This is a genomic window from Haladaptatus pallidirubidus, assembly GCF_020700235.1.
Classification (GTDB): domain Archaea; phylum Halobacteriota; class Halobacteria; order Halobacteriales; family Haladaptataceae; genus Haladaptatus; species Haladaptatus pallidirubidus.
In genome coordinates this window covers 1,807,774-1,828,977 of sequence record NZ_CP085301.1, presented here as the reverse complement: position 1 = coordinate 1,828,977, position 21,204 = coordinate 1,807,774, and the positions used below count along the sequence as shown (strand labels likewise).

19 protein-coding genes and 2 pseudogenes are annotated in these 21,204 nt (G+C 56.7%); 9 read left to right on the top strand and 12 right to left on the bottom strand.

The window, feature by feature from the left end; genetic code table 11:
• Nucleotides 1-1,461: 1,461 nt before the first annotated feature.
• Nucleotides 1,462-2,703 carry an orc1/cdc6 family replication initiation protein gene (locus tag LIX15_RS09995; protein ID WP_049972124.1) on the top strand — a complete coding sequence of 414 codons (1,242 nt, stop codon included), beginning with the start codon at nt 1,462-1,464 and terminating at the stop codon, nt 2,701-2,703.
• 148 nt (nt 2,704-2,851) lie between these two features.
• Here the strand turns inward: LIX15_RS09995 and LIX15_RS09990 are convergent, their stop codons facing one another.
• The 7 genes from LIX15_RS09990 to LIX15_RS09960 all read right to left on the bottom strand — a co-directional run bounded on the left by LIX15_RS09990 (nt 2,852) and on the right by LIX15_RS09960 (nt 10,125).
• Nucleotides 2,852-3,844 (bottom strand): S1C family serine protease, encoded by a 993-nt coding sequence (locus LIX15_RS09990; RefSeq protein ID WP_227773589.1) that lies wholly within the window; start codon nt 3,842-3,844, stop codon nt 2,852-2,854.
• 196 nt (nt 3,845-4,040) lie between these two features.
• Nucleotides 4,041-4,403, bottom strand: a complete 363-nt coding sequence (locus LIX15_RS09985; RefSeq protein ID WP_227773588.1) for a DUF6176 family protein — start codon at nt 4,401-4,403, stop codon at nt 4,041-4,043.
• A 108-nt stretch (nt 4,404-4,511) separates the two neighbouring features.
• Nucleotides 4,512-6,557, bottom strand: a complete 2,046-nt coding sequence (locus LIX15_RS09980) for a molybdopterin oxidoreductase family protein (protein ID WP_227773587.1) — start codon at nt 6,555-6,557, stop codon at nt 4,512-4,514.
• Nucleotides 6,558-6,761: 204 nt separating this feature from the next.
• Nucleotides 6,762-7,316: a class I SAM-dependent methyltransferase gene (locus tag LIX15_RS09975; protein WP_227773586.1), complete on the bottom strand. Its 555-nt coding sequence runs from the start codon at nt 7,314-7,316 to the stop codon at nt 6,762-6,764.
• A gap of 297 nt (nt 7,317-7,613) precedes the next feature.
• Nucleotides 7,614-8,000 (bottom strand): DUF7970 domain-containing protein, encoded by a 387-nt coding sequence (locus LIX15_RS09970; RefSeq protein WP_227773585.1) that lies wholly within the window; start codon nt 7,998-8,000, stop codon nt 7,614-7,616.
• Nucleotides 7,997-8,830, bottom strand: coding sequence for a ParA family protein (locus LIX15_RS09965; RefSeq protein WP_227773584.1), 834 nt, complete (start codon nt 8,828-8,830; stop codon nt 7,997-7,999). The genes LIX15_RS09970 and LIX15_RS09965 overlap by 4 nt, the downstream gene beginning before the upstream one ends.
• Nucleotides 8,831-9,153: 323 nt before the next feature.
• The gene (locus tag LIX15_RS09960; RefSeq protein ID WP_227773583.1) at nt 9,154-10,125 is read right to left on the bottom strand and encodes an ornithine cyclodeaminase family protein; all 972 of its coding nucleotides are present in this window, start codon (nt 10,123-10,125) and stop codon (nt 9,154-9,156) included.
• Between the two features lie 74 nt (nt 10,126-10,199).
• On the opposite strand from LIX15_RS09960, the pseudogene LIX15_RS33185 reads away from it, so the two are divergent.
• From LIX15_RS33185 to LIX15_RS09945, 3 genes and pseudogenes are all read left to right on the top strand, one after another.
• Nucleotides 10,200-11,353: pseudogene (locus LIX15_RS33185) on the top strand (NAD(P)/FAD-dependent oxidoreductase).
• 76 nt (nt 11,354-11,429) lie between these two features.
• Nucleotides 11,430-13,478, top strand: coding sequence for a S9 family peptidase (locus LIX15_RS09950; RefSeq protein ID WP_227773582.1), 2,049 nt, complete (start codon nt 11,430-11,432; stop codon nt 13,476-13,478).
• Between the two features lie 122 nt (nt 13,479-13,600).
• Nucleotides 13,601-14,017 carry an SPW repeat domain-containing protein gene (locus LIX15_RS09945; RefSeq protein ID WP_227773581.1) on the top strand — a complete coding sequence of 139 codons (417 nt, stop codon included), beginning with the start codon at nt 13,601-13,603 and terminating at the stop codon, nt 14,015-14,017.
• A gap of 27 nt (nt 14,018-14,044) precedes the next feature.
• Here LIX15_RS09945 and LIX15_RS09940 read toward each other — a convergent pair whose 3' ends face one another.
• The 3 genes from LIX15_RS09940 to LIX15_RS09930 form a co-directional block, all read right to left on the bottom strand.
• The gene (locus LIX15_RS09940) at nt 14,045-14,281 is read right to left on the bottom strand and encodes a hypothetical protein (RefSeq protein ID WP_227773580.1); all 237 of its coding nucleotides are present in this window, start codon (nt 14,279-14,281) and stop codon (nt 14,045-14,047) included.
• Nucleotides 14,282-14,340: 59 nt separating this feature from the next.
• Nucleotides 14,341-14,640, bottom strand: a complete 300-nt coding sequence (locus tag LIX15_RS09935; protein ID WP_227773579.1) for a HalOD1 output domain-containing protein — start codon at nt 14,638-14,640, stop codon at nt 14,341-14,343.
• Nucleotides 14,641-14,880: 240 nt separating this feature from the next.
• Nucleotides 14,881-16,221: a PGF-CTERM sorting domain-containing protein gene (locus LIX15_RS09930; RefSeq protein WP_227773578.1), complete on the bottom strand. Its 1,341-nt coding sequence runs from the start codon at nt 16,219-16,221 to the stop codon at nt 14,881-14,883.
• A gap of 160 nt (nt 16,222-16,381) precedes the next feature.
• Here LIX15_RS09930 and LIX15_RS33180 point away from each other — a divergent pair.
• The 4 genes and pseudogenes from LIX15_RS33180 (at nt 16,382) to LIX15_RS09910 (ending at nt 18,873) form a co-directional block, all read left to right on the top strand.
• Nucleotides 16,382-16,833: pseudogene (locus tag LIX15_RS33180) on the top strand (EamA family transporter).
• A 552-nt stretch (nt 16,834-17,385) separates the two neighbouring features.
• Entirely contained in the window at nt 17,386-18,267 is an 882-nt protein-coding gene (locus LIX15_RS09920; RefSeq protein ID WP_227773577.1) for a DUF7551 domain-containing protein, read from the top strand.
• A gap of 84 nt (nt 18,268-18,351) precedes the next feature.
• Entirely contained in the window at nt 18,352-18,519 is a 168-nt protein-coding gene (locus LIX15_RS09915) for a hypothetical protein (RefSeq protein WP_227773576.1), read from the top strand.
• A 60-nt stretch (nt 18,520-18,579) separates the two neighbouring features.
• Nucleotides 18,580-18,873 (top strand): amphi-Trp domain-containing protein, encoded by a 294-nt coding sequence (locus LIX15_RS09910; protein ID WP_227773575.1) that lies wholly within the window; start codon nt 18,580-18,582, stop codon nt 18,871-18,873.
• Between the two features lie 7 nt (nt 18,874-18,880).
• Here LIX15_RS09910 and dpsA read toward each other — a convergent pair whose 3' ends face one another.
• Nucleotides 18,881-19,426, bottom strand: a complete 546-nt coding sequence (dpsA, locus tag LIX15_RS09905) for a DNA starvation/stationary phase protection protein DpsA (protein ID WP_227773574.1) — start codon at nt 19,424-19,426, stop codon at nt 18,881-18,883.
• Nucleotides 19,427-19,704: 278 nt separating this feature from the next.
• Between dpsA and LIX15_RS09900 the strand changes: the two genes are divergently transcribed.
• The gene (locus LIX15_RS09900) at nt 19,705-20,961 is read left to right on the top strand and encodes an MFS transporter (RefSeq protein ID WP_227773573.1); all 1,257 of its coding nucleotides are present in this window, start codon (nt 19,705-19,707) and stop codon (nt 20,959-20,961) included.
• A 44-nt stretch (nt 20,962-21,005) separates the two neighbouring features.
• Here the strand turns inward: LIX15_RS09900 and LIX15_RS09895 are convergent, their stop codons facing one another.
• On the bottom strand, nt 21,006-21,200 hold the full coding sequence (locus LIX15_RS09895; RefSeq protein WP_227773572.1) for a DUF5786 family protein: 195 nt from the start codon (nt 21,198-21,200) through the stop codon (nt 21,006-21,008).
• Nucleotides 21,201-21,204: the final 4 nt, after the last annotated feature.

Sequence of the window (21,204 nt, the reverse complement as noted above, 5' to 3'; positions counted from 1 at the left end):
AATCACTCGAAGTTACGGTTGGGAAGACCGGCGACAACGAGATATTTTACTCGTTCGCTCGGTTCCGGGTTTGTCGAGCGAAGCTACTATATGAGTAAATTGGTGGACGCACGGACGCTACCAGAAGTATAGGGGGTGTAGTTGCTCTTTTAGAGACGCTAATTGTTCGACATCGTAGCAGTTCGCCGGAACAAATTCGCCAACCCCACGATTTCCGCTGTCCTCCGGACGAAGTCATTCCGTTTCAACACCATAGTTTCCGTTGTCACACATACAATGGAGGGAGGATAGGGAACGGCGGAAGGTGACCTACCCCGTAGTTTCCGTTGTTTGGTCAGCCAAAGAAAGAGTCAGAAAGAGTCGAACTCAGGACGAAGGAAAAGTCACAATAGACCATGTAGCATCAATTCTTAACCTCACATAAATCAGAATATTAATATTTCACCAGGTACGAGATTTTTAGTGTTAACATTTGACAATGACACCCACCCCATCATTTCCGTTGTTCTGTGGCGGAGATGGGTCGGGGATGGCGAGTCAATCAGTAGTCGAACAGAGGACGAAATTACCAAGGCGAGAGCTAATATTCGCTAAATTTGGCTAATGTTCGGGTTACTGGTCGGAAAGAAGGTGGATGATCGGTTTTCTCGGTTGCAAGATTTAGTTTGACGTATTTATATTAGTAGACACGTATTCAGATATATTTAGCTAGTTATAGTCGGCCTCTAGACTATATATCCATTAAGCCATGTTTAGCTAAAATATAGTTTACACATTACGGGTATGGTTTCTTACCTATGGAGATAAAGTTGTCGGTTCTTCATACACCTTTCTACCCCATCCTCCTTCTGCCCAACTAGACACAGGAAATAGTGGGGTGGGTGTGTGTTTATAAATAAACCCGTGCTCTTTCAACGGATCTGTTTCCCGAGACGTTCGGATTCTACCGTTAGAGGCCTTATAGAACGCTATCCGACAAACGATTTCACTCGATACCTCCACTGTTTCCGCTGTTCTCCATGCAGTGTCCATACCACTCCTTGCTATCATTCCTGTTACTTGCTATCATCCTCTCTGGTATCTTCGGTGCTGATTAGGCTGGTGAACAAGAAAGCGTCTGACGACGGTGTCCAAATAATCAGCGTAGGTGTAGAAAACGTGACTCCCTCGGAGGAACGAAAAGCGCATAGAGCGGAATCCGCGAAAACAGCGTGAAGTGCGGAGACAATAGATGAATGTCGAGTCAAAGGCAGCAGCAAATAGAAAAATACAAAGATAAAAGCGGCTAAAATATAATAACAACAAAAATGAAATTGTGAACCGATCGTAACGGTCGGACGCAAATACGGAAACACCGGAAACAACACTCTCCGACGTAACCATTGGATATTTATATCCTGAAAAACAGAAGAAACAGCGGACGCCCCACTTTTATATGCTCTTCCGTAAAACCATCTGGTAATGTCATCGTTTAGTTTCGACCGGGATAACTCTCTCTACAAAAACCGGGACGCATTATTGGAGGAGTACACGCCCAATAATCTGGTCGGGCGCGACGACGAACTCGAAGAGTATCACGCCGCCCTCCAACCGATTATCAACGGGGAAGCGCCGTCGAACATTTTCCTCTACGGAAAAAGCGGCGTCGGGAAAACCGCCGCAACTCGATTTCTCTTGAACCAGCTCCAAGAGGATGCCGCCAGATACGACGACATTTCGCTTTCGGTCATCGAAATCAACTGTGACGGACTCAATTCTAGCTATCAAGTGGCAGTCCGACTCGTCAACACTCTCCGCGATCCAGCCGACCAAATCAGCAACACGGGCTATCCGCAGGCGCAGGTTTACAGTTTTCTCTGGGACGAACTCGACAAACTCGGGGGAACCATCATCATCGTTCTGGACGAGGTCGATCACATCAACGACAACTCCATTCTGTATCAGATTCCACGCGCCCGAAGTAACGGCTATCTCGAACACGCCAAAATCGGTCTCATCGGCATCAGCAACGACCTTTCGTTTCGCGACTCTCTCTCGGCGAAAGTTCGCTCCTCGCTCTGTGAGAAGGAGGTTTCGTTTCCGCCGTACAACGCCAGCGAACTCCAGAAGGTGCTTCATCAGCGTGACCAAGTCGCGTTTCACGAAAATGCCTTGGCGGACGACGTGATTCCACTCTGCGCGGCTTACGGTGCGCAAGACGCTGGTGACGCCCGGCAGGCACTCGACTTACTTCTCGAAGCGGGCGACCTCGCCCGAAAAGATGCGGCGGAACAGGTCGTCGATACGCACGTTCAGGAGGCTCGGCGGAAACTAGAACGCGACCGAATCATGGAAGGCGTTGCCGACCTCACCCAGCACGCGCGACTGATTCTGTACGCACTCACGTCCATCGAAGCTGAGGGTAACACCCCTGCCCGGTCGCGAGATATTCGTCCGCGCTACGAACAACTATGTAGTCACATCGGTACCGAGGCACTAACCAGCAGGCGAATGCGCGACCATCTCGCGGATTTGGCCATGCTCGGGGTCATCTCTTCGACCGAGAAAAACGAGGGAATGTCCGGTGGAAAGTATCGTGAACACGCGCTAAAACAAGACCTACAACTCGTCGTTAGTGCACTCGAGGAAACCATCGAACTCGCCGGAGTTCACGAAAGTATTCGGCCGTACTACCAGTCGCTTCTCGACGATCGAGAAACCTGACGAAACGGTTTCCGTTGGCGCTTACGAGATCTCGGATTTCATCCGCCCAACCCCACTATTTCCGCTGTTTCCGCGCTACCGATTGTTCGAATTAATGCCCGACCGAACGCCACTATTTCCGTTGTTCTCGTTCCCTCGCGTTTCTACTTCATTTCACGGTAATACCCACGGGCCCCTGGCCGGAACGTCTGGGCCGTTCACCGAGCGTCACCAGTTCGGTCATTCGGCTTCCTTCCCGAATCAATTCCACCTCGATCCGCTCTCCGGGATGGGCTTCGGTGATGAGGTACCGCATCAGTTCCTCGTGCGAATGAATCGACTGTCCATCGACGCCGACGATAACGTCCCCACCGACGGGCACTTCACGCCCGCGCAGTTCGCGAACCATTTCGCAGCCGATGAACGCGCCGCTTGCAGGGCCGAGACGCACGTCCACGACAAGGACGCCGTCTGTCTCCGCGAGTCCGTTTGCTTCGGCGACGAGCGGCGAAACGTCTATGGTTGATATTTTGAGATACGGATGGCGGTAGTGACCGTCCCTGACGAGGTCGGGAACGACCCGTGCGACGATAGCCGCTGAAATAGCGAATCCGATGCCGTCACCCTGTCGCGCGCGGTTGGCACCGACCACTTCGCCGTCGAGCGTCACGAGCGGGCCGCCGCTGTTCCCGGGATTGATGGCGGCGTCGGTCTGTACCGTATCGGGGATGGCAAACCCGTTTCCGGTCGGAAGCGAGCGGTTCGTTCCACTGACGATTCCCGCGGTAATCGTTCCATCCAACCCCATCGGATTACCGAGTGCGGCGACCCGCTGACCCGGTTTCGGTTCGCCGGTCGCGACCGGAAGCGGTTTTGCGTAGGATGGCAAGTCGGTGACCTGCACGACCGCGAGGTCGGTGTTTTCGTCCCGCCCGACGACCGTTCCCGTCCGCCAGTCCCCGTCGCTGAATCGAAGTTCCACTTCCCCCGCCCTCCCAACGACGTGTTGGTTGGTGACGACGTGCCCGTCGTAGTCGTACACGAATCCTGACCCTGCGCCGGTTCGCAACCCCTCCGCAACGTTTTGCGGCGTGACGTATATCGAAACGACCGACGGTATCGTTTCCTCGTACAACCGTTCGTATGTGTTCTGTTTGTTCATACTCCGTTCCGACCGACGAAACGAGTCCCGCCGCCGGATTCACCTAGCGTTAGGGTTGACCGCGGTTAAGTGTGTCACTCGTTTACATCCGAAATGCAGGTGTGGACGCGGTCGGAAACAAAACGGTCGGGCATACAAAATGGGTTCAGAGCGTCTGCGGTAGTCACTATTTGACAAATGGAAAACCGATTTGCCACTATCGATTCGGATTCACCAGATGGTGGAGAAGTTCAAAATCGTCTTCACCCCACGTATCGGGGTTTTCGAGAACGTCCGTGAGCATTGATTTTGTGTCGTCTACTTTATCCTCGATACCTGCTTTCGCTGGTTCGTCCCAAATTCCGCTGATACGGGTCGCGTCCTTGGCCTCAAAATACCACACGAGGTAATCGCCGTCGCTGGCCCGTTCGATGAAAATGGATTCGGTAAACACTCCTTCTACCTCCAGTATCTCTTCTATGTCGGAACTCGACTGATTCATCTGTTCCGCTAATAACTCCTTGCATCGTTCCGTCTCTCCCGGCTTGATTTTCTGTTTCAGGAGGAATACATCGGTCATACACGGATAGATAACCGCGTAAAATATGTGTTTTATGCTGATATATGTGCGAAATAGCCCTTCTCGTCACAGTACTATTTTCTCACCAATCCATCTCACCTGTTTCTTTCAAGTCGTCTTTTCCACGCAAACCGGCACGTGCTTGTAGGTCGGAATTTTCGACTCCGAGTCGAGTTCGTCGCCGGTCAGTCGGTTGACCAAACGCTCGGCGAAGTGGAACGTGAGAAAGACGACGTCGGGTCGAATCGACGGTGTGACTGCCGCTGACGCCTCAATTCGTCCGTGGTCGTTTTCCACGACAACGCGGTCTCCGTCCTCGATTCCTCTCTCTTCGGCGTCATCTGGATGGATTTGCAGGGCGTCCGTGCTTCGGAGATGCGTCAGCACGTCACTCCGTCTGGTGACGACACCACTGTTGAAATGTTCGACGACCCGCCCCGTCGTCAGAACGAGCGATTCGCTTTTCCGATTCTCCTCATCCACCGGCTCGACGTGTTCGACAGGAACGAGCGGTACGCGGCGCGCACCGCTCGCAAATCGCCCGCGATGGAGGACACCGGTTCCTCCGCTGTCTTCATCTGCACCCTTTGGAAATGGCCATCGTTGACTTCCGTCACCGATTCCGTCGTAACTCATACCCGCGTACTGCGGCGTCACTCGCACCAATTCCGAAAAAACAGCCTCCGGGCCGTCGTATTCGAACGATTCGCCCGTCAATCGTACACCCAACTCACAGAGGATTTCGAGGTCGGTGCGTGCGTTCCCGGACGGGTCGCCGGTCGGACGCATTCGCTGTACCTGCCTGTCGGTGTTCGTGACGGTTCCGGCTTTCTCGGCCCACGAACTCGCTGGCAGAACTACGTCCGCGTGCGCCGTCGTCTCGTTCGGAAAGATCTCCTGTACAGCGAGGCAGTCGAGCGAATCGAGCTCCCGCGAAACACGGTTCGAGTTCGGCTCCGTCGCTCCTATATTTTCGCCGAACACGAACGCGCCACGAATTTCGTCGCCGAATTCGTGAGTCATTTCGACTTCCGTGAGTCCGGGTTTGGCTGGCGGTTCGGCGCCCCAAACGTTCGCGATTTCTGTCCGAGTATCAGCATCTGTCACGGGGCGATAGCCGGGCAGTACGTCCGGCAAAGCACCCACGTCGCTCGCTCCCTGCACGTTGTTCTTCCCCCGAAGCGGATTGACGCCAGCACCGTGCTTGCCGACGTTTCCAGTCACGAGCGCGAGGTTGAGAAGGGCGTGAACGTTCGCCGTTCCGTATCGGTGTTGGCTCATTCCCATGCCGGTGAACGCCGCGGAGCGGTCGGCGCTGACGTATACTCTCGTCGCTTCTCGAAGGTCGTCCGGTTTTACTCCCGCGATCCTCGCACACTCGTCTATGTCAATCCCCGACACGAAGTCTCGAAACGCGGGAACGTTGGAGGTACGTTCTCGAAGGAACTCCTCGTCCTCCAAATTTTCCTCAAAAATCACGGCACACATTGCGTTCAACAGCGGAATATCGTACCCCGGTTTGACAGATAGGTGGTACTCCGCAAGCTCTGTCGTCCGATTTTCTCTGGGGTCGATGTGAATCAGAGTCGTCCCCCCGTTCACCGCTGGCGCGAGATACGAACTGAAAATAATCGGATGCTGTTCCGCCGGATTCGACCCGCAGACAAGAAAACAATCGGCATCGCGGATGTCGTCCAATGTGTTCGTCATCGCGCCCGCACCGAACCGCGACTGCATCGCGGCGATTGTGGAGGAGTGACAGAGTCTGGCGCAGTTATCCACGTTATTCGTCCCGAGAATGCGAGCCAGTTTTTGGAAGACGTAGTTCTCCTCGTTCGTGCACCCCGACGAGGCGAAAAATCCCAATGCGCTCGGCCCGTGGTCGTCTACGATACCTCCGAACTCCGTCTCGATTCGGGAAAACGCTTCGTCCCACGAGACGGCGACGAGTCTGCCATCTTTTCGAACCTGTGGCTTCGTCAGTCGGTCGTCGTGTCCCAACACGCCGTAGGCCGCGACCCCTTTCGGACAGAGTTCGCCACGGCGGTTCACCGCTCCTTTCCATCCTCGTCCCTTTCCGGACTCCGCCCGCAGGACGCCACATCCAACGCCGCAGAACGGACAGATGCTTTTCGGGCCGTCATCTCCACCCATACGTTTCGGTGCGACGGGTGTTTGCTAAGGCGTATCGGGGATGTACCCCGCACGGGGTTTCGGTTGCTGCCTGTGTTCAAACAATATCGCGAAATACGATTTATCCATTTGCCGACTGTCCGCTTCGAATAGATTTCCGCCTTCCCACTCCCTCCCGAATAAGCACTTGCCTCACGACACCCTGCCGGACTCGATGTCGCATTTTCAGCACGAGGCCACGAGAAGGAATGTTTCGGGACGCTCGGATTCGAATTCGATTTCGAACTCGGCGGTTTCCAGCATTTCGCGCGCTGCTTCGAGGTCGTACCGCTCGTCAACCGGTGGGCCGCTTTCGCCCCGACCCTCGGCAGACCAATCGGCGACCACGAACCTCCCCCTCGGCTTGAGGATGCGGGCGATCTCCGCGATTTGCTCGTCGCCCGCGAACTCGTGAAACGTCATGGTCGAAAATGCGGCGTCGAGTTCACCGTCAGAAAACGGCACGTCGGAGATGTCCGCCGTGACGAGCGAGACGTTTTCGGGAACTCCTTTCCCTCGATAGTGGTCGTGCATCGCGTCCTGCACGTCGACCGCAAACAGCTTCCCTACGAACGGTGCAACGTCGTCGGTGTAGAATCCGGTTCCGCTTCCGAGATCCGCAACGATTTCCTCGCCCGAGATGTCGAGGTTATCCACTAACTCCTCGCGGGAGACGTACCGGTATCGTTCCGCGTCTTCGAGCTTTTCGGCTTTTTCAGGATCGAACGTATGAAAGCCCATTTACCGTCCGACTCAACGAAGCGAAGAACAATGAACGTTGTTCAGGCGAATCGTTAGACGAGGTTCGTGAGCGCCGACTCGTCCTGCGCGCCGACCATCCGCGTTACTTGTTTCCCGTCCGATAATTGTCGCCCTGCCCCGAGTGACCGTCTCGATAGTTTTCTCGGCATTCTCTCTAGATACCTGGCCATATTTCTGTCTGTATATCTTTCTGCACATATCCTCGAATATCTATTCGGGAATCTATGTGGATGTCCAAACAGAACTACACGTGTATAACCGAATGACTGGGGCGGATTATCGTCGTCCGTACCCCCATTCCTTCATCACTCGTTGAACGTCGTTTGCGTTTTCTAATCCTGCACGAATGAGGGCTTCGCGCACGTCTAGTGCCATCACTTTGTCGCCGTCGAACTGTTGGCTCAGCTCCCGTTCGAGGTCGTTGATTTTCCCTGCAGTTGTGTCTTGTACGTACACAGGCATCGCCTCGCGGTCGGCTTTCACGGTTCGTCGTGCGAAAATGAACGGCAATGCGTCCGGTTCGGTGCTGCCGTTCGTTTCGACGTTCTCACCCGTATTCGATGATTCCGATTCCGAATCTTCTGCATTCGCTTCCGATTCCGCTTCTGCGGAATACTCCCCGTAGTCGTCGTCAGTTGCGCCGTATCGGTCGTCTTTGGTCATGCTTCTACCTCCACATCGACGGTTCCTTGTTCGACGATTCGGGCTAGCTGCTCGAAGTTCGAAAGCAGGTCTTTTTCGTACTCTCGCAGCTCACGGGTTTCGTCGCTTTCCGCGAATTCGAACAGGTTCATCTGTCCTTTCCACGCCTCTTTCAGCACGTCCCGCTTTCGCACGCCGAAGGGCGTTACCGGTTTTCCGCCGCTCTCCAGTTCGTCCCGCGTGTCGCGGTAGATGTTGGAGTCGCCGACTTCGTTCGGAACGACGGCGAGAATGCCGAGTTTGAAACTATCGTCGAACTTCTGAAATCCGCGTTCCATGCTATCGAGGGTGTCTTCCAGCCCTTCGATGGAGATGCTCCCTTTTCGCGTGAGTTCGATTGGAATCAGCACGTTTCGCGCCGCGACCAGCGCGTTGTCCACGAGGACGTTCAGGGTTGCGGGCGGGTCGATGATGAAGTAATCGTACTCGCTCGCGACCGTTTTCAGCGCGGAACGCAGTTGAAATTCCCGAAGCGAGGTGTTCCGGGCGGCCATCTCGCTTTCGATGTTTGCGAGTCCCTCGTGCGACGGAACGAGGTCGAAATCCGCGGTTTCGACGATGAGCGACCGAATATCTTTCTCGTCGTCCAGCAGAACGTGACCGAGATGATCGCGGTCGCCCGTCTTCAATTCTTGATAACCGACGTGGTCGGTCAAACTTCCCAATTGGGGGTCTAAATCGACCACGAGAACTCGTTCGTCCCGCCGTCCCAGCGCGGCGGCCACGTTGGTCGCCATGGTCGTCTTACCGACCCCGCCGGATTCGCTCCACAGTGTGATGGCTCGTTTCATACAGTCGATCGTTATACGCTTACCACTCATAAATTCTCGTCAGACAAGTGAGTCAAACTATACAGATGGTTATCTATATTTCTACCTATCCAGATATCTATCTAGAAAGCTAAACAGATAACCGTCATGGTGCGGCCGATTTACGTTCATTAGGGCTGAATTTGCGGTGCGGCTGTCCCGCTGAGAATCGAATAACAACCTGGATAACTATACAGAAACCTTCTCATATATCTCGTTTCGCCACGATTGTTTCCGACAGCTCAATACAGAATGCTGTCCATCTAACTCTACGGATGTCTCGCTAGATATCCATCGGGAAATCTCTACAGCTCGACTTCCTCGCCGATATTTCTCTCGCTCGCTCGTTCGTACACGTGCTCGCTTGCGGCGGCGTCCAGCACGGCGGTTCCGACGCTTTCAACCACGATGATCTCCGATTCGGATTCGCGCCCAGACCGTTTCTCAACCACGTCGGAAAACGGAATGAGGTCGTCTTTCGCGCAGTCGGTCGCTCGCAGGTCGCCGATTTCTATCACCTCCTCCGGCACGTCCGCGAAGATTCTGTCGGCGCGGTCTATCGTCGTCCGGTCGAGTTCGCGGGTTTCGGCGGTGTACGCACCGACGGCGACGACGACGACTCCTTCGTCGAGCGAACCGCCGGAGAACACGGGTTCGGTGGCGGTCGTCGCGGTGACGACGACGTTCGAACCCGAGACGGCATCGTCGGCCGACGCGACTGCTTCGGTTCGGATTCCGAGTTCGGATTCCAACGTGTGGGCACAGTCGCGTTTGGAATCGCTCGGCGAGTACACCCGGATCCGACGGAGATCTGTCGCGGCGGCGATACAGCGCGCCTGCCACCGCGCCTGCGTTCCGGCGCCGATGAGCGCGAGTTCGACGGGAGCTGTTGTGAGTTCGCTCACCGCGAGACCGCCGATGCAACCGGTTCTCGCGTTCGTGATTTTCGTCCCGGCGAGGAAGGCAGTTGGTCGGCCTGTTTCGGCCTCCGTGAGGGCGATCTGTGCGTTGACGGTCGGAAGTCCCCGTTCGGCGTTTTTCTCGTGTACGCCGACCAGTTTCGTGGCGTAGTAGGCTGCACCGTGGATGTACGCGGGCATGACGAGGCCGGTTCCGAGCGGGCCATCTGCGAGTCCGGCACCGACGGGAAAATGGGGGCGCTCCGGTCGCTCGACTTCGCCCCGACCTTGTTTGACGAACGCGTCCCGTACGACCGGGAGGAGGGAATTTACGTCGAGAACCGATTCCACGTCGTCGTCGGAGAGGATTCGAACCATACCGATGGTTCGTCCCGTATCCCCTTATTTTCCGTCGGTGGAACGATTATTACCCGGAAGATCGTACTCCGACCATGAAAATCGTCGTCATCGGCGGGGGAATCGTCGGTTGTTCGAGTGCCCACTATCTCGCCGAGCGAGGGGCTGATGTCGTGGTCTGTGAACGCTCGAATATCGGCGCGGGAAGCACCGAATGCTCCGCGGGCGGCATTAGAGATCAGTTTTCGACACCCGTCAACGTCGAACTCTCGCTGGCGAGCGTGCGAGTGTGAGAGCGATTCGAAGCGGAGTTCGGAACCGACATAGCGTATCGACGTCCGGGGTACCTCTTCCTCGCGTGGGAGGAGGAAACCGCCGGATCGTTCGCCGATACCCTCACTATGCTGAACGAACGTGGTGTTCCGAGCGAACTGGTCACGCCCGAAGACGTCCGCGAACACTGCCCCGGACTACAGAGCGAAGAATTTCGAGGTGCCACCTACTGTCCGACGGATGGCTTCGCGGATCCCCAGATCGCGCTACAGGGATTCGCCACGCGCGCGCCCGAGAGGCGGGGGTGGAGATTCGAACCGGTGCGGAAGTAGCCGACGTTGTTCGGAAGGGTGATTCCGTCGTTGGCGTCGAGACGACCGGCGGTCGTCTCGACGCGGATTACGTCGTCAACGCCAACGGGCCGTGGGCGGGCCGAATAGCGGAGATGGCCGGAATCCACCTGCCGGTCGCTCCCGAACGCCGTCAAATCGCCGTTGTCGAACCGGCGGCACCGATTCCGGAATCGGTGCCGCTGACAATCGACCTCGACACCGGGTCGTACTTTCGCCCGGAGCGCGAGGGCTCTGCCTTCGTCGGTGGCCATTTCGATTCCGCTTCCGATTCGTTCGCCGACCCGAACGCCTACGACCGAACCACCGGCCTCGATTGGACCGTCGAGGCGCTGGAACGCGCGGGTAACACGGCGACCTACTTCGCCCCGGATTCTCGCGTCAAACAGGGATGGGCGGGTCTGTACGCCGTCACCCCCGACCATCACCCCATTATCGAGAAGACGGTTCCGGGCTTTATCACCCCCGTCGGCTTTTCCGGCCACGGATTCAGCACGCACCAGCGACCGGAAAAAATCGTCTCGGAACTCGTTTTCGAGGGCGAGTCGTCGCTCGTGGACGTTTCCGGATTGGACAGCGAGCGGTTCGAAAACGGGGAAACGGTTTCCGAGCGAAACGTCGCCTGAGTCCTGCATCCGGCGTTTTCGCGTGTGACTTGCTGGCGAACGTACATCTATATGTCCGGACCGAGTTATGCCATCGATGACTGGGACGTTCGAAGCTAGCGATTTTTACGATTTGACGCTCGCGGCCGACCTCGCGCTGTCGCCCGACGGCGACCGACTCGCCTTCGTCGCGAGCGAGTTCGACCGCGACGAAGACGACCGACGAACCTCCTTGTTCGTCGTGCCGACGGACGGTAGCGACTCTCCCTACCGACTTTCTCGTGCATCCGACGCGGGGTCTCCGAAATGGTCGCCCGATGGGTCGAAGCTCGCGTTTTTGGCGGCGCGAGACGAGGACGCCGCGCTTTCGGTTCAAAATGGAGATTGTGATTCGGACGACGAGGAAGGAAGAGACGAGAACGACGAAATCGACGACGAACCGAAATCGCAGGTGTGGATGTTCGATCTCGCGCGCGGTGGCGACGCCCGACAGGTGACGACCCGCGAGGAGGGTGTCCGAGAATTCGATTGGGGGCCGGAGAGCGAACGGATCGTCGTCTCCGCGCGCGACCCGACCGACGAACAGGCGGCGTATCTTGCGGAACGTCGAGACGGCGGCCCGGTCGAGATTTCCCGGCTTCAGCACCGGTTCGACGGAAAAGGTCTCTTGGACGACGTGACGACCTATCTGTTCGTCGTGGACGTGGCGACGCGCGAGGAGCGTCGACTCGACGACGCCTACGGCGGCGGCGCGCACGAACCGGGGACGGGATTGCAACCCGCGTGGGGGCTGGAACGAATCGCATTCCTTTCGAACCGAACTGAGCGGCCGGACGACTCCGGTGCGGTAGACGTGTACACAATCGACCCCAACGGGGACAAACTCCGGCAGGTCACCGACACGAATCTCTACGCAAACGCACCCCGATGGAGCCCTGACGGTGACCACTTTGCCTTTACCGCCAGCGACGCAATCAACTGGCACATCCCGACGCAGGTGTTCGTCGCAGACGCAGAAACTGACGAGTATCGGTCGATTACCGACTCGCTCGACCGAACCGTGGCCCACGCGAACCGCGTCCGCTGGCTGGATGCGGAAACACTATTGGCTCCAATCGGCGACGAGGGAAGCACCCGACTCGCCCGTTGTTTCGCCGACGGGAGCGACCCGGAGTACACCTTCGAATCGCAGGGCGACTACCGAACGATTCGAACCTTCGACCACGCGGGCGAGACGATTGCACTCCTAACAACCGAACCGGAGACGGTCGGTGACCTGTACGCGCTGGATGCTGACGACCTCGAATCCGGCGAACCAACCCGACTCACGACTCTCAACGGGGCGTTCGAGGAGTCACACGCCATGCCCGGTTGTCGACGCGTCGTCTACGAGAACGATTCCGGCGACGATATCGAGGGTATCGTCTACCTGCCCGCGAATTTCGACCCGGAGGATTCCGACCCTCACCCCCTCATCGTCTCCATCCACGGCGGGCCGATTTCCTACGACACGCCGGAGTTCGCTTTCGACTACGCGTACTGGACCGACAAGGGGTACGTCGTCCTCTGTCCCAACTATCGCGGAAGCAGTTCCTACGGCCGGGAATTCAGCGAAGTCCTTCGCGGCGCGTGGGGGTCGTGCGAAGCCGAGGACGTGGTCTCTGGCGTCGAGCACCTCGTCGAACGAGGCTGGGTCGATACCGACCGCACGTTCGCCACGGGATTTTCCTACGGCGGCATCACGACCGGCTACCTCATCACGAACACGAATCGGTTTGCGGGTGCCGCGGCGGAACACGGCATCTACGATTTACGGTCGTGTTACGGCACCGACGACGCCCACAAATGGTGGGAGAACGATTTCGGCCTTCCGTGGGAAAATGCTGAAACCTACGGTTCCGCGTCCAGCATCACCGATGTCGGCAACGTCGAGACACCCCTGTTGGTTACGGCAGGCGGTGAAGATTGGCGGTGCCCGCCGTCGCAGTCCGAACAGCTCTACGTCAGCGTCAAAAAGCAAGACGTTCCCGCGAAACTCGTCGTGTATCCCGACGAACACCACAACATCGGCGACCCCGACCGGGCGATTCACCGCATCGAGCAGTTGACCGAGTGGTTCGAAACCTACGACCCTGGTCGTCTGTAAGGTTCAAAACAACTATTTGTGGCTGAAAAGTTACCGTTCGTCGCCCGTAATGGGCCATTAGTTCGTGAACGGTCGCTCGCTTTATTCGCTCGCTCACTCTATCTCGACACGGAGGGAAAACCATGAGTGAAACCGAAACGAGGGAACGGACGGCACGCACCACGGACACCAACACGTCGAACTTGAAGTGGTTGAGCGGCTTCGTATCGCTCGTCGGAGCGTGGATATTCATCTCGGCGTTCATCTATCCAACGATGTCGATAACGAGCTACTGGAACAACATCATCATCGGGGCTGCAATTTTCCTCGTCGCCGGATATAACTACTATCGCATGACGAAGGGACTTACCGCTAGCGTCGGAAGTTCGTCGTTCGTCGCGCTGTTAGGACTGTGGATGATTCTGGTTCCGTTCGCGATGACCGTGGGCGCGGCGTTTTGGAGCGACATCGTTTCTGGTGTCATCGTCGCCGTCATCGCGGGGTACAACGCCTACGCTGGCCGAAAAGCGAGAGCGGGCGCACCTGCTGGAACTGCCTAACCGGCAATGGCAGGCAAATCCGTTCGACTACTTTCGTTCTAGCTTATCCAGTCGGAAAGTGGCGAGATGATAGCGCGTGGCGAGCACCGCGAACGCGACCATGACGATCGCGAACAGAGCGTGGAACGAAACCGTCGTCCCGTGGACGAGGCCGTTCCACAACTGGGCTAGCCCGATTGCCACTGGCCCGAAACTGAACAGCCCGGTCTGAACCGGCAGCTCGCGGCACAGTTCGCGGAAGGAAACGGTTGCTTTGTTGGTCATCAATCGGCTCTTGACGCCACTCGCGGGCGCGTCATCAATACCGTTTCGAAACGTCTCGACTACTCGTCGGAATCGTGAGCTTCCGGTGCGTAGATATGAATTTCACCGTCACCGTGAACGACGATTTTACAGCCTCGGGCGGTAAAGACGACCTTTCCGTCCTCCCGGGAACCGCCGCTGTGTTTTTGGCTGAAAAGTGCGTCGAGTGCGTCCGGGTCGATGCTGTTGTAGAGCCACGTCCGTCGGTCGTCATCCTCCCCGACGATTTCTTCGACGCCGCGAATGACCCTCGTGCTTACCCTATCAACGTCACTGGTGATTCGGTAGGCGATACGTTCGTCCGTATCGTGCTTATTCATTCTTTCTGCCAGCTTCTCTCCTTTCATTGTCTCGTCACGACTCAGTTGGTTAGCAAGTCAGACTGGTTTCAAGGATAAAAGAATCCCGATTGACGATAAACAATTTCATATTTTAACTAGTTATAATATATGAAAATATTTTGTCCAATAGTATTGAAATCCGCAACAAAATTTAACTCTCTTAAAATTCGCACGAATACTCGCCTTATTATTCTTATTTGGAAACGCTTGATTCACCTCCTACCTCCGCCGCCGCCAGATGAGTACCGATAGAGCAACTGCGGCAATTGCTACTACGCCGGTAAATCCGGGTAAACTCGTGTTTCCGGTTCGTTCGTCTTCCGACTGTGCAGTCGGTGCGGACTCGTCCGTGTCGGTAGCTCCACCCGCCCCCGAACCGTCACCGTTCGTCGTCCCGTTTGAGTCCGACGTTCGTCCATCTAGTCCGAGATGAAGCACCCAACCATCCATTCCTTCGGCCCCGAATCCGCCCGTCTGTCCTGCCAAGAGATAGCCGCCGTTATGAGCTTTCACCGCGGGAAACGGCTTGTCCCACTGCGCGCTTCCGTAGGCGTTCTCCCACTGAACGGTGCCATCACCGCCGGTTTTCACCACGTATCCGTCCGCGCTGCCGATTCCGCCGGTCAGCGTTCCGCCGGTGAAGAGATAGCCCCCGTCGTCCGTTTTTATCGCCGAATCGAGCCAATCGACGTCGTCCTCGCCGTATCGGTTCTCCCACGCCAGCTCGCCGTTCGCGTCGTATTTCAACACCAATCCGTCTCGGGAGTCGCCGCTTTCGGACTCGCCGGAGAGGACGATTCCGTCGTCGCCGCCCGTCGCGGCCCAAATCGCCTCTCTGTCCGATCCGCCAGCTGTTTTCTGCCACCGTCGTTCGCCATCGTTCCCGATGCGCATCGCCCACGCATCCTGACTACTCCCTTCGACTTCGCCCGCGACGAAGTAGCCGTTCGACGCTGGAACGACTCCTTTGAACTGCCCGGACGAATACTCGCCCGGTGCGGCGTAGGTTTCCTCCCACGCTTTTTCACCCGACCCGTCGAGTTTTAACAGCCAACCCTTCGTGCCCGAATCGCTCGTCCACCCCGCGAGAACGTACCCGTTCTCGTCCCGTTCAAGTCCGTAAAACGCGCCCGTTCCGGGCGTTCGTTCGCTCTGCGTTTCGCCGTTCGAATCCAGTTCGACGATCCATCCTGTCGCACTTCCGCCCTGGTCTGTTCGCCCGGCGACCATCGCACCGCCGTCGTCGTCCGCTACGACCGAGTACAATCTATCGGTGCCCGGCCCCGATAAGGTTCGTTCCCACTCCTGTTTGCCGTCGTCGTCGATTTTCACGACCCAGCCGTCGATGCCGGTTCCGGAGTTTTCGATTTCTCCGACGAGGATGTATCCTCCGTCCTCGGTTCGCGCAACGTCGTTGAAGATGTCGTCGCCAGAACCGCCGTAGGTTTGATTCCAGCGTTCGGTTGGTTCCGGTTCCGTTTGAAGTTCCGCCGCGCCACTGGGGAACATCATCCCCGCGGCGACGACGACGGACAACACGAGTGTCGCGGTACGTATCATGCGCGAATGGTCGTGATTTCCACCGTTTGTTATGACCGTCCTACGCCGGAGACAGGCGCTTTCTGTCTATCTACAGCCGTTCGTTGATTTCAGTCGTACCCTCCTCTGTCCGTCGATAGCCACCTACTGACCGCCGACAGCCACCGCCTGAAACGCCGGAATGGGAAGCCATTCGTCCGTACGGTTCGTGGCCGAGTACATGGTTCGTACTGCAATTCTTTTCGCTCTGATCGGAATGATCGCGTGGGGAGTGTGGGCCGTGTTCGCCGACTACGCCACCCGAACCCTCGAACCGGAGGTGGCGATGGCGATTTCCTACGCCATCGGTGTCGGCGTCGCAACCCTCTACATTGCCTCGCAGTCGGGGCCGGTGACGCTCACCGATTCGGGGGTCGCGTTCGCAATCGTCGGCGGCCTGTTCTCCGGCGTCGGGTCGATAAGCTACTACGCCGCGATCAGTACGGAAACACGGCAATTGCGACGACCGTGACGGCGCTCTACTTCGTCGTCGCCGCCGTCCTCGGCGTCGTTTTCCTCGGCGAATCGGTAAGTGTGCGAGATATGGCGGGAATCGGTCTCGCAATCGGCGCGGTTGCGCTGTTGGCGACGTGAACCGAGGCTATAAACTCCATTTCAATATACTATCTCCGACGTGAGTTCCTACCGTTTCGTCTGGCCAAGACGGTTCGCTGATTACTGCGTCGTATGTTATTCTTTTTCGGTGGTGGCCAGTGTCGTTTTCACGAACCACTTCCGACGCACCCGTTTCGTAGCCGTAACGAATTCGCTAATCGGACGATACTATGAGAATTCTTACTTTCCTGCTATCGGAAGAAACCAATCCTTCGGGACCACGAAAACACGAAGGAGCCGTCCCGACAGTAGTTTTCTCCGGTAACTTCCTGAGGCGTTGGTGGTCCAATCTGGCTTCTCCGGCGACGCGCCGAGTGTAACGATTTCGTACTCGGCGTGGTTTTACCACTCCGCTCGACTCCCCGCCGACATCGACGACCTTCCCATCTGATTTTAGGCTAACCTAATTACCGAAACGCATTTAATGGTTTAGGCGAGCCTAAAAACCATGGTTCGGCAGACGATGAGAGACGAAACTCCGTACGCTACAACCCACCGAGTCCAAATCGGCGAATACGGTGGCTAAATTCCATGGTTGGAAGTACCCTCAGTAAACTCCGACGACACATCGAAGCCCTCGAAATCGATGGCGGTCGGTACTACCTCGTTTGCGGGCGCACGGGCGACCGACCGGTTCCCACCGTCGGAAGGCGGTTCGAAAGCCGCGAAACCGCGGATAGAGCTGTGCGCGCAACTGAACGGTATCGAAGTGCACTGCGGCGGTATGATCCGCAACTCCCGTACTACGATTTGATAGTCTGTGAAGAACCGGTCGAAAACGTTCCACGCGAATCGGACTCGGAACCGAGTTCGACGGCATCCGGACGACGACAGCTGATCGAGTTCTGTCACACCGTCGCAGGTGCGGTGTTCGAGATTATTTCCGAGTCGCCGCACGACGCCGTCGAGCGAGCGGTTATGGATACGTACCTCGATGCCGCGGAATCCATCGAAAGTCCCGACGAACTCTGCCTTCGACTGCTCGAAAGCATGAGCGTGGAACTGGAAAACCACCTAACGACGGAAGAACAAGCGGCCACCATTCGAATGGCCGCGGAGCGAATCTCATCACACAGGCCGTGCGAAGAACCGCTTTCGGAAACGCTTGCTCAACTGCACTCTGCCTCGTTAGTGTCGGATTATACGCTTCGTCCGTCTTCGACCGGTTCCTGCGACGACAGAATGTGGGACGTGACGATAACCGCATACGCACTCGACACGGTCGATGGCCGGATACCCACCCTTCCGATTATCGTCGAACTGTTCAGTCGGTGCCCCGATTCGACGCTCCAAATTTCGCATGCAGAACGGTTCGAGGCCGATGACTCACCGCTGACGTGGCGATTTTCCATGTCGATTGCCTCCGACGGAGCTCCCGCTGGCCTCGTCAGCGTCCCCGAGGTGTCCAACTGATGGTGGCCGATTCAACTCGTATAAACGCCGAAGAAGAACCGAAAACCCGCACCTTTTTATTTTAGGCCTGCCTAAATCAGTTCGATGCCTGCACGAACCGAGTTTCAGTCTGACGGAAGGGAGGTTTCGGATGCTCTCTCCCGTCCGGAAATTGCCGCCTGTAACAGTTGCCCCGAGAAGGTCGTCTTCCTCGAATCGGGCAACACCGACGGATGGATTTCGAGCGACCTGACTGTCGATTTGATTCGGTAACCGTCTTCATGAACTCTCCTTCCGACGAGTTTTCGTCGGCGCGCGACGTACACGAGTTCTATGTCGAACGACTCCGAAACCGGCTACGACCGAACGACGATTCGAACCGGACGGGACTTCGAACAGGAGTACCGCTTGAGCGCGAGCGAAGTGGGTGAGTTTCTCGTACAACTCGGCGAACAGCTACGCGACAACGACGAACTCACCGTCCTCACCGACGAGTGGGAACTTCCGTTCGCCTTCGGCGACCCCATCGAGCTGGAAATCGACTTCAGCGGCGTCGGGGAGCCGAAATTGGAAATAGAAGTGGAGATACCAGGGCGTCCCGGCGATGAAGCACCGGACGTTCGGTAATCACCGGTTACTTCGTCGCCGATTCGAGGACGAGCGTGTCGTCTTCGAGATAGTGGGCGATAACGTGGGCGTGTTCTTCGAGCGTTTCTAACTGTTCGCGGAGCATCTCGGACGTTGCGTAGTCGCCGAGCCCATCGGCGAGTTCGATGTGCTCGCGGTAGCTCTCGATGATGTCGCCGTACATTCCGAGGTCGTTTTCGAACGACGTTCGGATGTCGTACACGTCCTCGTCTTCCGGCTCCACGGTTGCGGCCTCGGAGAGCGCGGTCATGCTCGCGTGGGGAACCCCGCCGAGGGTTTGTGCCCGCTCCGCGAGCTCGTCGGCCGCTTCTTCTACGTCCTCGTAGGCATCCTGCAAGAACAGGTGAATTTGGAGGTGTTCGGCACCCTCGACGTTCCAGTGGTGTTTGTGGAGTTGGTGATACAGCACGTACGCGTCGGCGAGGTCCGTGTTGAGTGCATCGACTATCTGCTCCGCCTTCTCCCGGTCGAGTCGTACGGGGTTTTCCTCGACGGTACCTGCCTCTTGTCGAACGGTTTTCTGGGTACTCATTGCATCTCTAGAGAGGTTCTTCAGCATCTTATAAGTTGGCAAACCGTGAATAATTTTTCAGCCTACCTAAAAATCGATAGCGATTTACTCATTTTCAGTTCGCCTGGGAAAATTTCAACGACCATTCGAACATCTACGGCGTTCGCTGTTACTTTGCCCCCAAAACGTCAAATACCCAACTTAAAATACAATCAGCTAACACTTTTTATTATCACGAATGGATAGTTGTCACGAGAACGACGGGGACCTCCGACGTCCGAGAACTACATCGACAAACAATGGGATACACGAACTGGACATGTCCGTCGCCCGTCGTTCTGAAATACTACCTTTTTCAGGCGACGATGACGTTCGGGTTTTTTTGGCCCGTCTTCACGATTTTCCTCCTGAACCGCGACCTGAGCTACACGCAAATCGGCCTGTTGGGGAGTATCTCGGCTGGTTTTCTCGTCGTCGGCGAAATCCCGTCCGGATACGTCGGCGATTACATCGGTCGCCGTCGAAGTCTCCTGCTCGGAAATATACTGCTCGCACTCTCGGTACTGGGTTTCGTCGTCGCACAGACGTTCGCAGCGTTTGCCCTGCTTTGGATACTCTGGGCGCTCGGAATCGCATTTCAGTCCGGGAGTGGTGACGCGTGGCTGTACGATGCGCTCAAAGACCGACTCCGCGAGGAAGAGTACATCCGCGTTCGGGGGCGAGGCGGATCCGTGAACCAGTGGGTGAGTGCTGGCACCATGCTTGGCGCCGGATTCCTTTACAGCGCCGACCCTCGGTTGCCGTTCGTGGCTGGCGGACTTCTCCTCCTCTGTGGTGTTCCGGTGTTGCTTTCGTTGCCCGCATCGGGTCGCCACGCGAACGACGGTGACGACGATGGCGACGGTAGCGACGATACTGACCACAGTGACGACCGGTTCACGATTATGGAAGCGATTCCGGTCATCCGACAGAAGCTATCGGAACCCCCGCTTCGGTCGTTCGTTCTGTACACGGCGCTGTTTTTCGCGATTATTAACGCGGCAGACGAGTTTATTCAGCCAATCGCAACGAGACGACTTTCACTACCACAATCAAGACTTGGCCCGCTTTATACCGCGTTCAGCGTCGTGGCCGCCATCGCTAGCTACTACGCCGGTGCTATCGAGGATTACCTTTCGACCCGCTGGGCGGTTCTTCTCATCTCCGCTCTGGTCGGCATTTTCTTCGTTATCCCGATATTCTTTCCGCTCGTGGCGTTCCCGCTCTTTTTCGTGATGAAATCCGCGAACACGGTGATGAAACCGATTGCGAGCGGCTACGTCAACGAGCATACGGAATCCATCGGTCGGGCGACGGTGCTCAGCGCGGTTTCGATGATGTACGCTCTGGTTCGATTTCCGCTTAAACCGCTCAGCGGCGTTGTCGCCGATATTCGAACGCCGCTCGTCGCGCTCGCGGTGCTTGGCAGTCTGTTTCTCGTTTGCGGTATCGTTTTCTACACGCTCGAATCGCCTGTCGGTTCCGTCGAGAAGGGAACTGGCGTCTCGTCCGACTGAAAGAATTCAGACAAAAATAAAGAAGAAAATTCGGTACGAAGACGCTACGACTCGTCTTCCGTCTCGTCGTCTTTCATCTCGCCGAGTTTGGCGATGAGTTCGTCGCTGGAGGCGTCGCTGTCGAACGTGATTTCGCCCTTATGGTCGTTTTCGTGGACGTTGACTGCGCTCGACTCGTCCATGTTGGAATCCTGTTCTCGGTTCTGTTGTTCGGATTCGTCGTAGCTTCCAAAACCCATATTC

Coding starts and splice junctions, on each gene's coding strand:
- LIX15_RS09995 (WP_049972124.1), top strand. CDS start 1,462: ATGTCATCGTTTAGTTTCGACCGGGATAACTCTCTCTACAAAAACCGG.
- LIX15_RS09990 (WP_227773589.1), bottom strand. CDS start 3,844: ATGAACAAACAGAACACATACGAACGGTTGTACGAGGAAACGATACCG.
- LIX15_RS09985 (WP_227773588.1), bottom strand. CDS start 4,403: ATGACCGATGTATTCCTCCTGAAACAGAAAATCAAGCCGGGAGAGACG.
- LIX15_RS09980 (WP_227773587.1), bottom strand. CDS start 6,557: ATGGGTGGAGATGACGGCCCGAAAAGCATCTGTCCGTTCTGCGGCGTT.
- LIX15_RS09975 (WP_227773586.1), bottom strand. CDS start 7,316: ATGGGCTTTCATACGTTCGATCCTGAAAAAGCCGAAAAGCTCGAAGAC.
- LIX15_RS09970 (WP_227773585.1), bottom strand. CDS start 8,000: ATGACCAAAGACGACCGATACGGCGCAACTGACGACGACTACGGGGAG.
- LIX15_RS09965 (WP_227773584.1), bottom strand. CDS start 8,830: ATGAAACGAGCCATCACACTGTGGAGCGAATCCGGCGGGGTCGGTAAG.
- LIX15_RS09960 (WP_227773583.1), bottom strand. CDS start 10,125: ATGGTTCGAATCCTCTCCGACGACGACGTGGAATCGGTTCTCGACGTA.
- LIX15_RS09950 (WP_227773582.1), top strand. CDS start 11,430: ATGACTGGGACGTTCGAAGCTAGCGATTTTTACGATTTGACGCTCGCG.
- LIX15_RS09945 (WP_227773581.1), top strand. CDS start 13,601: ATGAGTGAAACCGAAACGAGGGAACGGACGGCACGCACCACGGACACC.
- LIX15_RS09940 (WP_227773580.1), bottom strand. CDS start 14,281: ATGACCAACAAAGCAACCGTTTCCTTCCGCGAACTGTGCCGCGAGCTG.
- LIX15_RS09935 (WP_227773579.1), bottom strand. CDS start 14,640: ATGAATAAGCACGATACGGACGAACGTATCGCCTACCGAATCACCAGT.
- LIX15_RS09930 (WP_227773578.1), bottom strand. CDS start 16,221: ATGATACGTACCGCGACACTCGTGTTGTCCGTCGTCGTCGCCGCGGGG.
- LIX15_RS09920 (WP_227773577.1), top strand. CDS start 17,386: ATGGTTGGAAGTACCCTCAGTAAACTCCGACGACACATCGAAGCCCTC.
- LIX15_RS09915 (WP_227773576.1), top strand. CDS start 18,352: ATGCCTGCACGAACCGAGTTTCAGTCTGACGGAAGGGAGGTTTCGGAT.
- LIX15_RS09910 (WP_227773575.1), top strand. CDS start 18,580: ATGTCGAACGACTCCGAAACCGGCTACGACCGAACGACGATTCGAACC.
- dpsA (WP_227773574.1), bottom strand. CDS start 19,426: ATGAGTACCCAGAAAACCGTTCGACAAGAGGCAGGTACCGTCGAGGAA.
- LIX15_RS09900 (WP_227773573.1), top strand. CDS start 19,705: ATGGGATACACGAACTGGACATGTCCGTCGCCCGTCGTTCTGAAATAC.
- LIX15_RS09895 (WP_227773572.1), bottom strand. CDS start 21,200: ATGGGTTTTGGAAGCTACGACGAATCCGAACAACAGAACCGAGAACAG.